This is a genomic window from [Actinomadura] parvosata subsp. kistnae (assembly GCF_900323885.1).
GTDB classification, from domain to species: Bacteria; Actinomycetota; Actinomycetes; order Streptosporangiales; family Streptosporangiaceae; genus Nonomuraea; species Nonomuraea composti.
The window spans coordinates 149,600-167,157 of record NZ_OOHJ01000006.1; the positions used below are offsets into that span (position 1 = coordinate 149,600).

Annotated in this window: 9 protein-coding genes; 5 read left to right on the forward strand and 4 right to left on the reverse strand. The window is 68.8% G+C overall.

Annotated features, from left to right (window positions below; all coding sequences use genetic code 11):
• Positions 1 to 92: 92 nt before the first annotated feature.
• The 5 genes from KIS93_RS64545 to KIS93_RS04365 all read left to right on the forward strand — a co-directional run bounded on the left by KIS93_RS64545 (position 93) and on the right by KIS93_RS04365 (position 5,017).
• Complete coding sequence (locus KIS93_RS64545) at positions 93 to 1,355, forward strand: ISAs1 family transposase (RefSeq protein WP_246005177.1); 1,263 nt, start codon at positions 93 to 95, stop codon at positions 1,353 to 1,355.
• Positions 1,356 to 1,891: 536 nt separating this feature from the next.
• Positions 1,892 to 2,149, forward strand: coding sequence for a hypothetical protein (locus KIS93_RS04350; protein ID WP_186403685.1), 258 nt, complete (start codon positions 1,892 to 1,894; stop codon positions 2,147 to 2,149).
• A gap of 204 nt (positions 2,150 to 2,353) precedes the next feature.
• A complete protein-coding gene (locus tag KIS93_RS04355; protein WP_420895853.1) occupies positions 2,354 to 3,682 on the forward strand; it encodes an IS256 family transposase in 1,329 nt (442 codons plus the stop codon).
• An 81-nt stretch (positions 3,683 to 3,763) separates the two neighbouring features.
• A complete protein-coding gene (locus KIS93_RS04360) occupies positions 3,764 to 4,144 on the forward strand; it encodes a hypothetical protein (RefSeq protein ID WP_186403687.1) in 381 nt (126 codons plus the stop codon).
• A gap of 12 nt (positions 4,145 to 4,156) precedes the next feature.
• Positions 4,157 to 5,017 carry a hypothetical protein gene (locus KIS93_RS04365; RefSeq protein ID WP_186403688.1) on the forward strand — a complete coding sequence of 287 codons (861 nt, stop codon included), beginning with the start codon at positions 4,157 to 4,159 and terminating at the stop codon, positions 5,015 to 5,017.
• 194 nt (positions 5,018 to 5,211) lie between these two features.
• Here the strand turns inward: KIS93_RS04365 and KIS93_RS04370 are convergent, their stop codons facing one another.
• From KIS93_RS04370 to KIS93_RS04385, 4 genes are all read right to left on the reverse strand, one after another.
• Positions 5,212 to 5,478: an Imm32 family immunity protein gene (locus KIS93_RS04370; protein WP_222107235.1), complete on the reverse strand. Its 267-nt coding sequence runs from the start codon at positions 5,476 to 5,478 to the stop codon at positions 5,212 to 5,214.
• 69 nt (positions 5,479 to 5,547) lie between these two features.
• Positions 5,548 to 12,294: a polymorphic toxin-type HINT domain-containing protein gene (locus tag KIS93_RS67260; protein ID WP_186403689.1), complete on the reverse strand. Its 6,747-nt coding sequence runs from the start codon at positions 12,292 to 12,294 to the stop codon at positions 5,548 to 5,550.
• A gap of 9 nt (positions 12,295 to 12,303) precedes the next feature.
• Positions 12,304 to 16,482, reverse strand: coding sequence for a LamG-like jellyroll fold domain-containing protein (locus KIS93_RS04380; protein ID WP_222107236.1), 4,179 nt, complete (start codon positions 16,480 to 16,482; stop codon positions 12,304 to 12,306).
• A 286-nt stretch (positions 16,483 to 16,768) separates the two neighbouring features.
• Complete coding sequence (locus KIS93_RS04385) at positions 16,769 to 17,512, reverse strand: enoyl-CoA hydratase-related protein (RefSeq protein ID WP_186403691.1); 744 nt, start codon at positions 17,510 to 17,512, stop codon at positions 16,769 to 16,771.
• Positions 17,513 to 17,558: the final 46 nt, after the last annotated feature.

Genomic DNA, 17,558 nt, shown 5'->3' on the forward strand with positions numbered 1-17,558 from the left:
GCTCAATTTCGCTGCCAGGGCCGTGGGGTTCTCGACTGGTGAGACTGCTCTACCCCTGAGCCAGGTGGGCGGGTAGGGCACCCTGCGCGGAGATGACGAACGCGACCCCTCATGATCGTCGGTGTCTAGCCAGTCGATCAAGAACAGGGGCCGCGTTTGCGTGCCATCATCCACGATCGACGTGCTCTCCCGCCACTCAGAGCACGTCACCATTGACGATCCCGCCTCCGACCTGCCCACCCTGGCCGGGGTGCTGGAGGCCGTACCCGACCCGCGTCACCGCCGACGACGTCGCTACCGACTCGGCCCGCTGCTCGCGTTATCCCTGCTCGCTGTCCTCAGCGGAGCGACATCCCTGTCAAAATCGCCCGGTTCATCGCCGGATACGACCCCGGCCGCGCACCCAGCTTGGGCTCCCGGCCACCATCCGGCCGGCTGCCAGCACTCTCGGGCGGCTGCTGGCCCGCCTGGACGGCGATGCCTTCACCGCCGCGACCTGCGCCTACCTCTCCGCGCTGACCACCGGCCACCCGTTAGAAACGACCGCCCCGACGACCGCGACCGCCAAAACACCCCTGCTCGGCCTGGCCGTGGACGGCAAGACTCTGCGCGGCAGCCGCACCGGCAACGGCGTCACTCACCTGCCGGCCGCCATCCGGCATGACACCCAGACCGTGCTCGCCCAACGGCAGGTCGAGGCCAAGAGCAACGAGATCCCCGCCTTCGCACCCCTGCTGTGCGGCCTGGACCTGTCCGCAATGGTCATCACCGCCGACGCCCTGCACACACAAGCCGAGCACGCCCGCCAGATCGTCGCCGCCGGCGGTCACTTCCTGTTCATCGTCAAGGCCAACCAGCCCACGCTCCACCGCAGGCTCAAAGCGCTGCCCTGGCGCGAAGCGGTCCTCAACGACCGCACCGACGAACGTGGGCACGGCCGCCGCGACATCCGCCGCATGAAGATCTGCACCGCCCGCCCTGGCCTGCCCTTTCCCCACGCCGCCCAGGCCATCCAGGTCAAACGCCGCCGCACCGACCTCAAGACCGACAAGACCACCATCGTCACGATCTACGCCATCACCAGCCTGCCGCCGGGCCGCATCCCCCATACCCAGTTCGCCACGCTGATCCGCGGGCACTGGAGTGCCGAGGCCCTCCACCACATCCGCGACGTCACCTACCGCGAAGACGCCTGCAAGGCCCGCACCGGCAACGCGCCCCGGATCCTGGCCAGCCTCCGCAACCTGGCCGTTGGCACGACCCGCCTCATCGGCTGGACCAGCATCGCCGCTGCCACCGACCGCTACCGCAGCCACCCAGCCGACGGCCTTCAGCTCCTCGGTCTCACCACATGAGAACGCTTCAGCCCTGCCAGCATCGCCCCCACAAAGCAAGGACGACGCCTGACTCATACGCCAAGAAGAAGATCCGTCTCGATAGAGAATCGCAGGTCAGGCTCCAGACAAAAGTTTCAGTGGCCCGTACCGGCGAGGCTTACAGCACGACTGCGGCCCTGATGCATCGTTTGCCGCGACAAATCCAGAGCAATTCATCAGAGCGTCACCGCCGAGAAGCCTCATCATCGATTTCCGCTCGTTCCCTTTTCGCGTCGACACCGGTCGGATAGGCCTCACCAAGACGCACAAGCGCTGTCGGCACCGGTTCCACATCGTCCGCACGCATCCACCCTTGCCCGGGCAGATGGCCGGGATCTGCCTGATCGCCTCGGTGCCACCATGGGCCGCATTCCTTTCCTTGTCGCATGGGTGCGGATCAGCGTGCCGACGGCAATGACCGTCCAACCGCACCACGACACCTTCCAGTCAGCCGACAGATTCGATTTTTCCTCCCAGTAGCAAGACTTTCCGGGTCACACGGCAGAAGGGACACCATGAACGGCAATGTCAAGCGGGCAGCCATAGCGGGGGCAGCCCTGACAGCAGTCCTCTCGATCACCGGGGCAGGAATCGAGTCCGCTCAGTTCTCCGGCTACGACAACATGTTCCCTACCGCGAACACCCAGTGGAAGTGCAAGGACGGCGAGCTTAAGGGCCCTCATCCCAATTTCTGCCAGACGGACAACCGGACGCTCACCGTCTTCCGCCGGAAGTCGCTCAGGTCCGATGGCTGGATGGGGGTATCACTCTAGGTGTGGAAATGATCACCAAACGTAGACGAAAGTCTGCAACGATCATTCACCATCTCGGGGGAGAACACGATCATGTCCACGACACGGGGAAGAACCGCGCTGGCCGCGGTGGGGCAAGACCAGCGCGATGATGCATCGGCGCTGCTGGGGGCGGCTGCTCATCATGGCGGGGAACAATCCCCCCAGCGTGACGGTGAGGTGCCGTTGCGGGACCTGCTCGGCGATCACGTGCTGGACCTGCTGCTGGAACGCTCACGCGACGGCGCGGGCGGGCTGCGGCTGACCGGTGAAGGCTCGATGCTCGGCGAACTGGTCAAGGCGGTGCTGGAACGCGCGCTGGAGGCCGAGCTGTCGTCGCATCTGGGCTATGGCAAGCACGAGGTGGCCGGCCACGGCTCGGGCAACTCCCGCAACGGCAGGATCGGCAAGACCGTGCAGACCGGGGTCGGGCCGGTCCGGCTGGCCGTGCCCCGGGACCGGGCCGGTACCTTCGAGCCGGTGCTGGTGCCCAAGCGGGCCGGCCGCGTCTCCGGCGGCCTGGACGACATGATCATCAGCCTGTACGCGCACGGCATGAGCGTGCGCGATATCCAGCACCACCTGCGCCAGATCTACGAGGTCGAACTCAGTCACGAGGCCATCTCCAACATCACCGACGCCGTGCTGGAAGAGGTCCGCGCCTGGCAGGCCCGGCCGCTGGAAGCGGTCTACCCGGTGGTGTTCCTGGACGCCATCGTGGTCAAGGTCCGCGACAACCACAGCGTCCAGGCCAAGCCCGCCTACCTGGCGGTCGGCATCGACGCCGACGGCGACAAGCACGTCCTCGGGATCTGGCTGGCCAAGACCCCGCTCGATACCGCCACCGCCGGCGAATCGGCGCGGTTCTGGACCACGGTGATGACCGACCTGAAAAACCGCGGCGTGCGCGATATCCTCATCGCCTGCACCGACGGCCTGACCGGCTTCGAAGACGCCATCCACGCGGCGTTCCCGCACACCACCGTGCAGGCCTGCGTCGTGCACCTGATCCGCAACGCGCTGCGGCCGGTCGCCCGCCGCGACCGCGCCGCGCTGGCCGCCGAACTCAAGAAGATCTACACCGCGCCCACCGAGCAGGCCGCCTTCGACGCCCTGGCCGACCTCACCGCCTCCACCTGGGGCCAGCGCTATCCGCAGGCGGCCCGGGTGTTCGAGACCGCCTGGGACCGCTTCATCCCGTTCTTCGCCTTCTCCCCGGCGGTCCGCAAGCTGCTCTACACCACCAACAGCATCGAGTCCCTGAACTACCAGCTGCGCAAGGTCACCAAGGCCCGCGGGCACTTCCCCAGCGACGACGCCGTGGTCAAACTGCTGTGGCTGGCCATCATCAACATCGAGGACAAACGCGCCCGCGAACGCGCCGCGACCAAGGAGAAAACCGGCAAGATCAAGAACTCGCCCAGCACCGCCCGCCTGATCGAAGGACAGCGCACCATCGGCTGGCGCGAAGCCCTCATCGAACTCGACATCGCCTATCCAGGCCGCATCAGGTAAAGACCGCCATCAAGCACTCAGCAACGATCTTTACACACCTGAAGTGACAACCTCGGCTGGATTCGTGTCCGGAAGGTCTTGTTGAGGGAGTTCGACGAGGGAACGGACCTGAAGGTCAAGTTCGTCAAGAAGCTCTCAACGAGCGGAGACCACGAGACGGACATCGTCTACGAGTCGGGCGACCTTCCTGACGACGTCGGCGGCGCCAGAGGCCTGGTCTGGTGCGACGATGCCATCTCGGACAAGAAGTGCGACCAGCATTACGCCCGCTTCAAGTCGAGGACGCCGGTACAGACGACCGGCTGTCATGAGACGGGGCACGCGGTCGGCCTCACGCACGGTGCCCAAGCCGAGCCCAAGGTGGCCAACCGCCATTCATCGCTCGGTTGCATGAGAGCCCCGTACACAGATGGGCCATACCTCGGTGGACACAATGTCGCCATGATCAATAAGACGTACTGAACGGAGAGTGCCGTGAAATCCGGGACCAAGATCACTGTAGGTGTGCTCGCGTTTGTGCTCGCCGGGGCAGGCGGCGCCGCGTACGCCGCGACCAACCACATCAGTCACGCCTCCTCATCCGCGGCTGTTGGGGACGAGGATGACACCCCCACCCTGGTCGTCGCAGAGTCGACCGATCGTCTGCCGTTCGACACCGTCGCCGATTGGGTCGGATACGCCGACCATGTCGTGGTAGCCCGTGCCGTCACCGAATCGGAGCATCCAGCCTCGGAAGAGGAGGTCGCCGCGAAGGAGGGATACATTCCGCGCACGGTCACCCTGCACATCCAGCAAACGCTGTGGTCGCGACCTGAAACCGGATGGCCACCGCTGCACGTGCCGTCCAACCCCTTGAAGCTGAACGTGGGCGGCTGGACGTTCCACGGCGACTCGCGCGCGGAGTTCGTCGTCGACGGAGCGCCGCGGATCGAGGTCGGCCACACCTACATCATCCCGCTCGCGGAAGAGAATGACGGACGCTGGAACCCGCTGGCTCCCAGCGCGATCCTGCCCTACGACGAGGGCCGGATCGGTATAGGGGAAGGCAAGGGAATCCGAAGCGACGACACGTCCGCGCTGGCCACCGCCGTGTGGGGTAAGACCGCCGCCGCGTTGACCCGGGCGCTCGAGACCACGCAGGCGGAGCCGGCTGTCGCCAAGTACCGTAACCTCGCGCCGGACGACCGCTTCGCGGCCGTGGTGAAAGACATCGAGGCGACCGAACCGCCTCCCGGCGAGGACACCGACGACCACGGTGCCGAGGAGCCGCAGGAAGACCCGTGGAACGGTGCGGAGGACACCTTGGAGGAGGACCCGACCCAGGGAGGTGACTGACGCATCCGCAGGGATCGCACCGCTGCGCCCCGGCCGCCTGGCCGGCGACGACCGTGTGAACTGGCCCGACGATGGCGTCATACCTGAGCCAGATCGCCGATTGGGCCCGGAGGAGTCTCGCCTCCGGGCCTTCACGGGGTTGAGCGTGACGATCTCTTGTCATTGCGCTTGTCGTCACGGACGTGACGCCCGGCTCAACCTGTTTCTCTCAGCTCAACGATGAGGTCGACATCGGATTCGATCTCTTGATCCGCCGTCAGATGGACATGAGATCCTGCACGAACGCCTTGCTGGGCGAGGGTCAGCAGGTGGCGGGCCAATGACGTCAGACCGGCGCGGTTCGCCTTGACGACGACCTCGGTCGCCGTGACCCGCAATTCAATCTCAAAATCATCGTCCCAGACGAAGCGCAGCCCTTCCTCGCTTCGATATTCCGGAACATCGATCAGATGGTCCATCATCACCCTCCTTCCAACCATGATGCCCTGGGAGGCCGTTGCGGCTCGCGCAACGGCCTCCCACCCGCATGCCTATTCGAGATAGATGTGTCGATTCTCGACGACCATCGACTTGCCGGGTTTTCTTGGGTTCGGTCCCATTCGCTCAAGGTTCATGTGAGGGCCGCCGCCGTGCTGTCCCGTGATGTCCGACTCACCTATTCTGGCGATGCGGGTGCCGTCTCTTGAGACGTAACGCCCACTACCACTTACAGGCTCGGTATAACCGGGACCGAGCCACCTCTGTGCCGCCTCGAGGGCCTCATCCGTCGGCAGGAGGGTTCCGTCCACCGGATGGCCATTGTCGTCAAAACGCCGATAAGAGCGCCAAGGGTCGCATCGTGGCGAGTTGTGAACGAGAACCGGTGTGGTCGCCGCCAGCACGTAGTACGTGTGCGGGCCGGCGATGCTGAGGTTGTGGACCCGCCGCACTGCCATCTGCTGCGTCACGGCGGTGATTTGCACGTACGTCCCGGCGGACGTCCGCAGCCATTGGCCCGGCTGGAGCGCATCGGCGGTGACCCACTGGCGCAGCACGTCCACCCAGAACGGGTGATGCTCGGTCGCGATCACCGCGCCACCGTCGTCGCTCCGCAGGCTGACCCGGACCAGCCGCTTGACGCCCTCGGAGGTGATGGTGCCGGTGACGGGCTCCGGCCCGGTGCGGCCGGTTTCCGGGTCAGTGGCGATGACCTTGTCGCCGGCCTTGACGTCCTTGATGGGCTTGGTCGTGCCGTCGGCCATCAGCACGCGGGTCTCCGGGACGAAGCTGTTCCTGCACGCCCTGGCGACGTCCTCGACGACGTCGCCGCGTTTCGCGCCGACCTTGGCGGCTTTGGCCACCTTGCCGGCGACCTTGCCGAGCCCGCTGATCGCGACGCTGAGGCCGATGTCCACGGCCGTCCAGGCGCACGCGCTGCCGGATCCCTTGACGCAGTTGACGGCGTCCTCCACGCCGAGCAGCCCGAGGAGGCTGAAGCCGCCGCCGCGCTTGAGGCCGTCGAAGAAGCCCAGGTCTCTGGCGGCGCCACAGAACTTGACGTTGGTCGACATCCCTCTGTTGCATTCGGCCGACGCCCAGGTCGCCAGGGCCATGTCAGGGTCGTCGGTGCGCCATTTCTCCATGAGCTCGGCCTGGGTGGGAACGCGGACGTTCTCGATGACGACCGCGTCGTCCTGTGCCACCCAAGCCCGGTAACGCGGCTTCGCATGACCACCGCCACCACCACCGCCGCCGCCTCCGTTGCTGCGCGGCACGTACATGCCGCCGCCGCTGCCGCGCGGGGCGTCCGGGATGGTGTCGTCATCGGGCCGCTTGTTCCTGCCGCCCGACCCGTATTCGCAGGATCCGCCGCCGCAGCCGTAGTCGAGGCCGGACGGGTCGCTGTAGGTGAGCGGGTTGTTGCCGGCGTAGGCGTAGCCCTGGTACTTCTGCGGCTCGGCCAGGTCCATGATCGGGTCCACGCTGAGGAACCGCCCGATGGCGGGGTCGTACTCGCGCGCCCCCAGGTGGGTCAGGCCGGTGGCGGCGGTGTCGTCGATGCCGCCGACGAAGCCCTTGGTGCCCGGCCACAGGGTGAGCGGGGTGCCGCGCGGGCCGCCGAAGGGCAGGGTGCGGCGCTGGGTGAGGTTCAGGGTGGTGGCGTCCACGGCGAGGTTGCCGGTGCCGTGGTGGTCGGCGATGGTGAAGGAGACGGAGCCGTTGTCCTTCTGGACGGCCTGGTGGCCGCCGCCGAGGTCGAGGTAGCGGGTGGCCTGGGTGGCGGTGGCGCCCTTGGCCAGGGTGATCTCGGTGCTGCCGAGGTAGAGGGTCGTCTCCGTCGGGGTGCGGCCGATGAGACGGTTGCCGTCGGCGTCGTAGAGGTACTCGGTGACCTTGCCGTCGGTGTCGGTCACCTTGGCCAGGTGGCCTTCGGCGTCCCAGACGAGGGTCTGGCCCTTGCCGGCGACGACGCGGGTGCGCGTGTTGCCGGTCTCGTCGTAGTCGAAGGTGTCGGGTGCCGCTCCGGTGGAGGGGGTGATGGAGGTGACGGCGTGCGGGCGGGGTTTGCCCGCCTCGGGGTAGGCGTAGGTGCGGGTGACGTCCTTGGTGGCGCCGCCGGTCGGGTCGTGCTGCGTCTCGGTGACGCGGTTGCCGACCTTGTCGTAGCTGTAGGTGTGCCAGTACGGGGCGGGCCCGCCGGGTGAGGGGGCGCCGGTGCAGGAGGTCGTGGCCTGGGCCCATGCCTCGGTCAGGCGGCGCAGGTAGTCGTAGGCGAAGCACTGCGTGTCGGTCCCGGGGGCGGACACGTCCGAGACCGACAGGACGTTGCCGGCCTGGTCGTAGCGGAAGGAGGCGGACTGGTCGGCGCCCGGCACATCCTGGCGGTGCACCGTGGAGGAGGCCAGCCGCTGCGTGCCGTACTCGTAGGCGTTGGCGACCTCGGTCAGCTTGCCGCCGGTGACCGACATCCTGTACGTCAGCGGCTTGCCGGTGTAGGAGTAGCTCGTCGTCCCGGTGACGCCGAAAGCGTTGACGGTGGCCGGCCGCAGGGTGACGTCCTCGTAGGCGTAGCTCACGGTCGCGGCCGGCAGCGAACCCGCCGCCGGGTAGCCGCTGCCCTCCGGCAGGCCGGACACCTTGTAGGAGGTCCTCGCCCGGTAGGTCCCGCCCAGCGCGCCCTCGGCGGCGTCGATGGCGACCTCGGTCGTCACCGGCCGGTAGAGCCGGTCGTATTCGGTCACCCGGGAGGTGTAGGTCCGGCCCGAGGCGTGCCGGGTGGACTCCGACAGCCGGCCTTCCTTGACCGTGTCGTACGTCCACTCGGCGCGCAGCTCACCGGTGGCCGAGCCGGTGCGGAGCTGGGTCCTGCGGCCGAGCCCGTCGTAGAGGTGGGCGAGCGAGCCGCGCGCGTCGGTGGCGAGCGTCAGCTGGCCGCGCTCGTCATAGTCGTTGTGGGTGGCGCCCTTGTCGGGATCCGTGGCGTCGGTCAGCCGGCCGAGCAGGTCGTAGGCGTAGGTCCAGGTGTTGCCGGCCGGGTCCTTGACCTGCTCAAGCTTGCCGGCGGGGTTGTAGGCGAAGGTGGTGACGTCGGCGGCGGCGCCGGCCTCGCGCTGGTGGTGCTGGTGCAGCTCGACGGTCCGGCCGCGGGCGTCGGTGACCGTGGTGGTCGCGGTGCCGCCCTGGGGTGGGATGACGGTGACGCGGTCGCCGCCGTAGACGGTCCTGGTGGTGGACAGCACCTGCCCGCCGTCGCTGTTGCCCGCGATCTGCTTGACCTCGGTCTCGCGGCCCAGCCCGTCGTAGAGGTGGTGGAACTGCGATTCCAGGGTCAGGGCGTTCGCCGGCTTGAACAGCTGTCCGGCCTTGCCGTCTTTGGTGTAGTAGGTGGCGAACTCGACGCCGATCAGGCCGCGCTCGTCGTAGAGGGTGTCGGAGATCAGCAGCCCGCCCTCGGGGCCCGGGCTCTGCGTCTGGCGGGGGCGCAGGAAGCCGTCGAACAGCGTGTACGAGGTCTGCTGCTCGCCCAGGTTGCCGATGGTCTTCGTGCCGACGGCGGCGGCCTGCTCGCCGGTGATGGAGTAGGTGAACTCGTACGTCGGGGTCTGGCCGGTGAGCCGGTCCGGGAGCCAGACCTTGCTCGTGCGGCCGAGGGCGTCGTAGGCGAGGTTCGTGGTGTTGCCGTTGGTGTCCACGATGCGGGTCGGCAGCCCGCGGGCCGGGTTGAACGTCGTGACGGTGACCTGGGTGCTGGCCGGGTCGTCCGGCCTGGCCCGGGGGGTGGTCGTCGTCACGGTGGTCGCCACGCCGGTCGCCGGGGCGCGCTGGGTGGTCGTGGTGCGGCCGTCGGTGCGCGCGGTCCTGGTCAGCGTCCCGCCGCTGGTGACCTTGACGTCGGCGGTCAGGTCGGTGCTGGAGGTCACCCGCCCGTAGCCGTCGTAGGCCGAGCCGGACTCCAGGTAGATGGCGGTCGTGCCGGAGTACTTCCGTAGCACGGCGGTCGCGGTCGGGTCGCCCTTGGACGGGGCGGTCCCGTAGGCGCTGCCGTCGTAGGCGGACCTAATGTCGGTGATGACGTCGTCCGGCCGGGTGGCGGTGGCGCCGCACGCCTTGGCGACCGTCTCGACCCGTGCCGGCAGCATCAGCAGGCCGCTGTCGGTGGCGTACGTGGTGCGGGTGCACGTGTCGTCGGCGGCCGTGGAGCCGTCGCCGAGGTCGTTCACGCTGACCAGGCGGCCTGCGACGGTGTCGTAGGTGTTGGCGACGGAGGTGGTGCGCCACTTGTCGCCCTTGCCGCCGTCGAGCGAGGTCCAGGACTTCGAGCCGGCGGTGCCGGTGAAGTTGGCGGTGATGGTCCCCCAGTCCCGCTCCTTCTTCGCGGTCTCGCGGTGCCATGGCCTGGTCACGGTCTTGGCCAGCACCGTCCCGCCCGGGCCCGAGTAGGTGACGGTCTTGTACGCGAACCCGGCGGCCGACTCGTGGTCGGTGATCGGGTCGCCTTCTCCGTCCTCCAGCTTCACCTCGACGGTCTTGGTGCCGTCGCCGGAGTCGCGGCCCTTCCTGTCGCCGTGCATGCCGCGCAGGAAGTAGGTGTCGGACTGCGTCTTCATCACGCCGCCTGCACCTCCGGTGCGCACCTGGACGTGTCCGTAGCCCCGCCACTGCGACCAGGTCTTGAACTTCTCCTTGGTCAGGCCGTCGTCATCGTCGTAGTGCCAGGCCGCGCCGTCCTTGTAGTCGTAGGAGGTGACCTGGTCGGCGGCTCCGCCGGTGCGGTCGCTCAGGATCACGTCGGTGACCACGTACTTGTTGAACCAGCTCAGCTCGGGGTCGTCGGTCGAGCTGCCGCCGAGGTACTGGGGGAAGCAGCGGGTGGTGTTGGTCTGCGGTACGGGCAGCTTGTTCCATCCGCAGTCGGGCTCGGAGTAGACGACGTCGATCTGGCCGCCGGCCTCGTCGGAGATGCTCTTGAGCCGCTCCTTGATGAAGGGCGCGTAGCCGTCGCCGGTCTTGTCCAGCCGGTTGTCCCGCTGCGTGTAGGTGAAGGCGATCTTCGGGAGGGTGATCGCGGGGGTGGCGGTGTGCCCGGAACGCTGGATGGAGGACAGCAGGAGCTGGTAGTCGGTGTCGGCCATGCCCCAGCGGTGGGTGAAGGCCCACGAGTCCGCCTTCTTGCCGCCGATCTCGGTGGTGATGGCGGTCAGGCGTTTGCGGGTGAAGAATGCCGGCGACATCCGGCCCTCGTCGCAGTCCTCGCCGCTCTCGCAGTTCAGGTCCCAGGGGGTGTCGTACCAGTGGAAGGCGTCCTGCTCGATGGAGGAGCAGGTGGCGCCGGTCGCGCTGTCGGGCAGGCAGCGCTCGCCGCTGGTGAAGTTGACCTTGGCCAGCGCGGCGGTGGTGTAGACGGTGTCCTTGCGCAGCCCGTACTCGATGGACTTCAGCACGCCGCCGCGCACGTATCGGGTGTTGTTCGTCTTGTCCAGGAAGCGGCCGTAGGAGTTGGTCTCCTGTTCGTAGTAGTAGGCCATGGCGTTGCCGTGCGGGTCGACGACGTAGTCGAGGTTCCATCGCCAGCCCTGTTGGCACCACGAGTCGCTGATCTTGTCGGCGTGGCACTCCTCGCCGGCGTCGTCGCCGAACACCGGCACCGTCCAGGTGGACCCGGTGGTCGGCTTGCCGCTGCTCCAGCCGGGCAGCCGGTTGTAGCCGAAGTAGTACTGGACGCCGTCGGGGGTCGTCAGCTTCCAGTACTCGTCCTTTCTGGCGCCGTTGTCGCGCACGTCGCCCGTGCCGCCGTAGAGGCGCTGGATCCTGCTGCCGTCGTCGCCGCGAAACTTCCAGGTGTCCTTGCCGTCCGGGACGAGCTCGCCGCCCTTGCCGTCGAAGGAGATGAACGCGTTGTCGTAGGCCCAGCACAGGTCGCCGATCTTGAAGCCGTCGGCGTTCTTCACCCCGTCCTCGGAGCACGGCTTGTATCTGCGCTCGATGTAACCGGGCGACAGCTCGAAGCCGTCACCGATCCAGGACGCCTGGTTGTTGGTGCTGGAGGTACGCCCGTCGATGGCGCCGGAGGAGTAGGACAGCTTCAGGTCGGGGGTCAGCCCGCCGGGCACGTCCGGCACGGCGATGGGGTAGCTCCAGCCGAAGTCTCCGGTGTTCAGGTCGGTCGCCCAGGTGGCTGAGGGCGACAGGGGGCTCGCCGTGTAGTCCCCCTTGTCGCCGGCCGCCGCCGAGACGGCGGCCAGCACGGTGGGCGCGCCGGCCCGCAGGGGCGCCCGGCGCGCGGTGAGGGTGTGCTTCTCGACGTCGTTGACCGTCTCGACGGGTGTCTTCACCCGGCATTCGGGCTCGGCGGGCGCGGTGAGTGCGCACGCGGGCAGCTCGGCCAAAGTCAGGCGGGAGGCGTACGCGCCGCCGTACAGCTCGGCGAAGGCCGTGTAGTCGAGGGTCACCTGCCGGGACGGGGCTTTGAGCCCGGTCGTGGGCGCGAGGGTGAACAGCGGCCCTGACGTCCCCGCGTTGCGGGCGCTGTCGCGGCCGAGCACCTTCACCTGGACGCCGGCGCCGGCCGACGCGCCGGCGGCCGGCCACGTCGCCGCCGCCTTCCGCGGTGCCGGGACCTTGTCCACCGGCCGTGGCCTGGCCGGGGCAAGGGCCCCGGGCACCGGCTCGCTCTGCCGTGGCGGGCTGTCGTCCTGGGCGGCGACCTGCGGGGTGAACGGCAGCACCTGCAGCAGCCCGCTGGCCACGATCACGGTCAGGGCCGGGGACAGGCGCCGCCACCATCGGATGTTGCTCATGACGACCCTTCAGTTGCCAGGGACTTGCGAGGGGAGGCCGGGCTGGCCGACCGCCAGGTGCGCGACCTGCAGCTCGCTCAGCGCGCCCTGGAAGGTCCACACGTCGGAGATCAGGCCGGGCCAGTACTCGCCCCAGGTGGACGCGCCGGTCTTGGCGCGGCCGAGCTGCAGGGGCTGGGTGGCCTTGAAGGTGCGGGTGTTGTCGGTCCAGGACAGTTGCGCCTCACAGGCCGGATCGTCCTGCTCGCCGTCGTCATCGTCGTCGGCACATCCCAGGCCCTGCGCCTCGCCGTCGACGTACAGGGTGAGCTCGTTGGCGAAGGCGTCGTAGACGACCGCCAGGTGCGTCGGGTCGGTGGGGCCGTAGAACTGGCCGTGCTCGGCCTGGGCGACGAGCGCGCCGTCGGTGTCGGCGTCGGCCATGGTGACCTGCCATCGGCCCGGGTCGGTGGGCGTGTCTTCGGGGTCGTCGCTGGGAGGCGGCGGCACGTACCGCAGGGTGATCGCGCTCTGCTTGACGCCGGGCACGGTGAGCACGGCCGTCTGCTCCTTGGGGAACGACGACGCCTTGGCCCACAGGGCGAGCGTGAAGCTGCCGCTGGTGTCCACCGGCGTCGCGGCGGTGACGGCGTACTGGCCGGCCCCGTTGAGGGTGAGCTGCCCGTCGATGAAGCCGGGGGCCACGGTGGCGCCGTTCTTCAGGGTGAGGTCGTTGCGCGGCTCGGTGTCGTCCCGCGTGAGCGTCCCGTCGGCCGCCACGAGCTTCCAGCGGGCGGTGACCACGGGGCGTTGCCTGAACAGCTGGCTGACCTCGCCTGCGGACAGCACCCGGTCGTAGAGGCGCAGGTCGTCCAGCTTGCCACGCAGGAAGCTCACCGGGCCGGCCGAGCCGCCCACCGGGCCCGCCGCGCCCATGGTCAGCTCGCCGCCGGCGTACCACGGCGTGGTGAAGGGGCGGGTGGCCCTGAGCTCGCCGTTGACGTAGAGCTGGATGACCGCCGCGTCCCTGTCGTACACGCCCACCACGTGCGACCACTCGCCGAGCCCGGCGTCCACGCATGTGACGGTGCCGTCACCGCACGGGTCCTGCACGGCGCGGATCGGCGTCGCGGCGGAGCTGTCGGCGTCGGCCCGCATGAACACCCATCCGGACGCCGAGGAGTGGTACAGCTCGAAACCGCGGTGGTTGACGCCCGCCTGGCCGATCACCGACATGCTCCTGGCCTCCTTGTCGGGCGGCACCCAGGCCCAGGCCGAGACGGTGAAGCTCTGCGCCGTGTCGACCATGGGGCGGCCGACGGCCGCGTAGTCGTCGGTGCCGTCCAGCTCCAGCGCCTGTCCGCGCACGCCGAGCACGCCCGCGCGAGCGCCGCCGCGCAGGGCCGCGCCGGCCTGTTGGGGCCGGCCTGTCACGTGCGGCTGTCCGGCGTCCTCGTCGAGGTTCCAGACGAGCTTGGCGGGGCGGTTGGTGGTGACCGGCTGTTTGCCGGACAGGCGCAGGATCTGGTCGTCGGGAAGCTGGTAGTCGAAGAGCTGGACCTCGTCCAGGTCTTCGGCGAAGAAGCTCCTGACCCAGTCGTGCCGCATGCCCTCGGCGCCCAGGACGGTCCTGCCCCGGGCGTCCCACGGTCGGGAGTAGCCGGCCTGTCCGGCCTGCACACCGTTCACGTACAGCTTGATCTGCTGTTCGGCGTTGTCGAACACGCCCACCAGATGCGTCCAGGCACCCAGCCGGGAGGCCTCGCACGCCGGGTCGCCGGACGGGCAGGGCGGCTGCACGGCCTTCACCTCCGGCGCCGCCGCGGCATCGACCGCGTGCGTCATGAATGTCCAGCCGGTGCCCAGATAGGTCAGCTGAAAGCCGCTGGTGTTGACGCCCGTCTGCGAGATCGCCGTCATCGCCGTGGGAGCCCGGTCGGCCGGCAGCCGCGCCCACAGCGACACCGAGAAGCTCCTGGAGGTGTCCAGCGCGGGTGCCTCGGTGGCGGCGTGGTCGTCGACACCGTCCAGGTGCAGGCCGCCGGCGCCCGCGACGCCCTCGCCGCCCGGGGTCAGCCCTCCTTGCAGCGCGGCGGGCCATTCGGCGCCGGCGCCTGCGGCCTGCGTGGCGCCGGCGTTCTCGTCCAGTTGCCAGGCGGCGCGTTCCTGCTGGCCGGACCGGACCCGGAAGCGGTAGCTGTAGGGGGCGGAGGCGTTCCCGGCGGCGTCGAAGGAGCGGACGTAGAGCGTGTTCAGGCCGATCTGGGCGGGCAGCAGCTTGATCGTCTTGTCGGCTCCGGCGGTGGTGGCGATCGCGTGGTCGGAGGAGGCGTCGACGTTCAGGCCCCACCAGTACTTGACCACGCCGGTGTCGCCGCTCTTGAGGGTGAATGTGCCGTACTGGCCCATCCCGTCATACCAGGGGGCGTTGGGGTCCTCGGTGTCGAAGGGCGGGTATTCCGGAGAGGTGACTGTCGGTGCCTTGGGCGCGGTGGGGTCGTAGGTGAAGTAGCAGGACGTCGGGCTGCCTTCGTGGGACCAGGGCGAATACCGCAATCCGTCATAGACGCGGGCGAACCAGTGAACCTGGACGTTCTTCGGGATCGTCGACGGCAGGGTGATGACGAAGTCCGACCCGGACTTCTTGGGCCCGGTCAGCCGCTTCGTCGGCGACCAGGATCCGCCCTCCCACTCGGCCCTGAACTCCACCGACACCTCGTCGCCGTCGGGGTCGGTGACATGGTTGGCGTAGATCTTGCCGAGGGTGCGCACGTACGGGGCGTCCGGCGGGCGCTTGCAGATGCCGCCGTACTCCATGGTGAGCTGCGACATCTTCAGCTGCGCCGGCGGCCGGTTGTATCTGACGCGCAGGTAGGCGTCGTCGGAGAAGCGCTTCCAGCCGTAGGCGTCGTCCTCGTCGGTGGCCCGCATGCCCAACGTCAGCGTCGACCAGTTGCTCTTCGCGGCCAGTTGCACGGCGGATCTGACATCGAACTCGGCGTCTTTGGCGGCGCAGCCGTCGTAGCCGTAGGCGAACGACCTCGTGTCGAGTTTGTCGAGCCAGAAGCCAGAGGTGTCCTGGGTGTTCCAGGTGGTGGAGGAGGAGATGCCCTTGGTCCGCCACACCTGTACTCCGCGTTCGGTGCAGGAGGCCGACCAGGTGTTGCGTACGACGAACTCCGCCTTCAGGATCGTCTTGCCCGCGAACCGGGACGTCGGCAGGCGGTAGAACAGGCGTTTGGTGTCGTACGGCTGGCAGTATTCCCAGCCGCAGTAGCCCAGGCCCGCGTCCGGTTTGCCGTTGAACTTCCACTGCGGGCTGGAGGCCCAGTACTTCGAGGCCATCGTCCACGCGGTCGCCTTCGGCGTGTACCACTGCGGGTCGATGAACACCGGATACACCGTCTCCGGGCCGCGCAGCACGCCCAGGTCGGGCTTCAAGGTCAGCTCGCCGCCGCCCGCCGGCACGTCCACCTCGACGGCCGCCAGCTTGCCACTCTCGCCCGCTCCGAGCCCCCCGGCCGCCCGGCCGCTCGCGCCCGCGCCGGGCTGCCCGTCCGTACGCGGCGTCTTGGCGGGTCCGGCGCTGGAGTCCCACATGAGTGGCTGCGCCGCCTCGAACACCGTCCCGCCGGAGCCGTTGTCGGTCACCGACAGCCCGCCCGTCGCGGTCTGCTTGACGGTCATGCCGTCGGCGGCCATCCCCAGGCGCAGGCCGGCCAGCCGGGCGTCGGCCGCGGCCGCGGCCGCGGCGGACTTGACCACCAGGATCTGGCTGTAGCCGTCCTCCTGGGCCGTCATCCGCAGGTCCACGCCAGGCAGGACGTCGGGGTATGTCGCGGTGTCGCCCTCCAGACGCGGCTGGGGAAGCGGGTCCGGCCACGACAGCGCCAGGCGGCGGCCCGCCTGGGTCAGCTCCACCAGGGGCTTGTCGCCACCGCCGGAGAAGCCGAGGCCCACCGTTGCGGCCTTGGGCGCCACCATGCCGGCGCCGGTCGCGGCCAAGGTCGTGTCGATCGGCTGCCAGGTGCCGGAGAGCCTGGTCCGGACCGGGCGCAGGTACTCGCGGGCCTCCAGTTGCCCGTCCGGAGTGACGAAGACGTCGCTGCTCTCCCCGCGCAGCGCGGCCACCTCCACGGGCACGCCCAGGTGCGCGGCCTTGACGGCGGCCTCGTCCTCGCTCGCCTCGACCGGCTCGGGCGCAGCCACGCTGGACGCGGAGGTGGAGGGAAGGGCCGATACGGGCCCGGCGGGCAAAACGATGAGCGCGGCGACGACGGTGAGCGATAAGGCTCCGGCAGCCAGGCGTGCGCGACGCGTGGTGTCCACTGACATTTCCTCGTCTCATGAAAATCAGCCACAGCGGCACACGCGTGGTCAACAGGATCGCGGCAGGAGTACGAGCAGGAAGGGAATCCGCCGATCGACAGCGCGCCGACGACATTTCGGAAGAAGAGGCGTCCGCCCTACCGAAGTCCGGGAAAAGAAGAAGCGATCACCGTTGGCCGCGCAAAACGTGGAAGGCGACGCGACGGCCGGATTTCGGCCGCCACCTTATCGGGGGTACGGACGGTGCTTCCCGCGACCCGCAGGCGCACAGCCACTTGTCCTGCAGCGCCTCCACGACGGGCGCGTACAGGCGCGCCTTGATCTCGCCAAGCGCGGGGCCCGCCTGGTGATTGTGATCGCGAGCCAGGTCGACGGCGAGCTGGCGGATCGTGTCCACGTCCACGATGCGGTCCACGATCTCCGCGGCCAGGGCATCGTAACCGTCGAAGCGGCGGGCGGTGACGACGGCCTCGTGCGCGACCTGGGCGGTCAACCGGGCCCGGAGCAGCGCGGACATCCCCGCGGTCAGAGGCAGGCCGGCTCGCGCCTGGGGCAGCCACCATGAGCCCCGGTCACGACGCATCACCCGGAAGTCGTGGGCCAGCGAGATCATGGCGCCGGCCGCGAACGTGTGCCCCCGCAGGGCCGCGACGGTGACCATGGGGAAGGTCAGCAGGCGCGCCAGCAAGCCCTGAATGCCTGCGACGAACTCCCGCTCATCGGGCACCGCTGCACCCGGGTACGGAAAGAATTTGTTCTCCGTGAACGTCACAAGAGATCGCGGCCCGTCACATCTCTCTATTTTGTCGAGCAAGTCGTGGACCGCGTCGATCCAGTCAGGGTGCGTGCAGTCCTCGTTGTCCCCGATATCGAGAATGAAGACGTCGTCCTGTCGATCGAGCACGGGCATGACCGCTCCTCACCAAGCCGCTACTAAAGCGCCATGGTGGGTCTCG

Excerpts from the sequence above, each read along its gene's own strand:
- KIS93_RS67260 (WP_186403689.1), bottom strand. The coding sequence starts at position 12,294 with ATGAGCAACATCCGATGGTGGCGGCGCCTGTCCCCGGCCCTGACCGTG.
- KIS93_RS04385 (WP_186403691.1), bottom strand. The coding sequence starts at position 17,512 with ATGCCCGTGCTCGATCGACAGGACGACGTCTTCATTCTCGATATCGGG.
- KIS93_RS04350 (WP_186403685.1), top strand. The coding sequence starts at position 1,892 with ATGAACGGCAATGTCAAGCGGGCAGCCATAGCGGGGGCAGCCCTGACA.
- KIS93_RS64545 (WP_246005177.1), top strand. The coding sequence starts at position 93 with ATGACGAACGCGACCCCTCATGATCGTCGGTGTCTAGCCAGTCGATCA.
- KIS93_RS04370 (WP_222107235.1), bottom strand. The coding sequence starts at position 5,478 with ATGATGGACCATCTGATCGATGTTCCGGAATATCGAAGCGAGGAAGGG.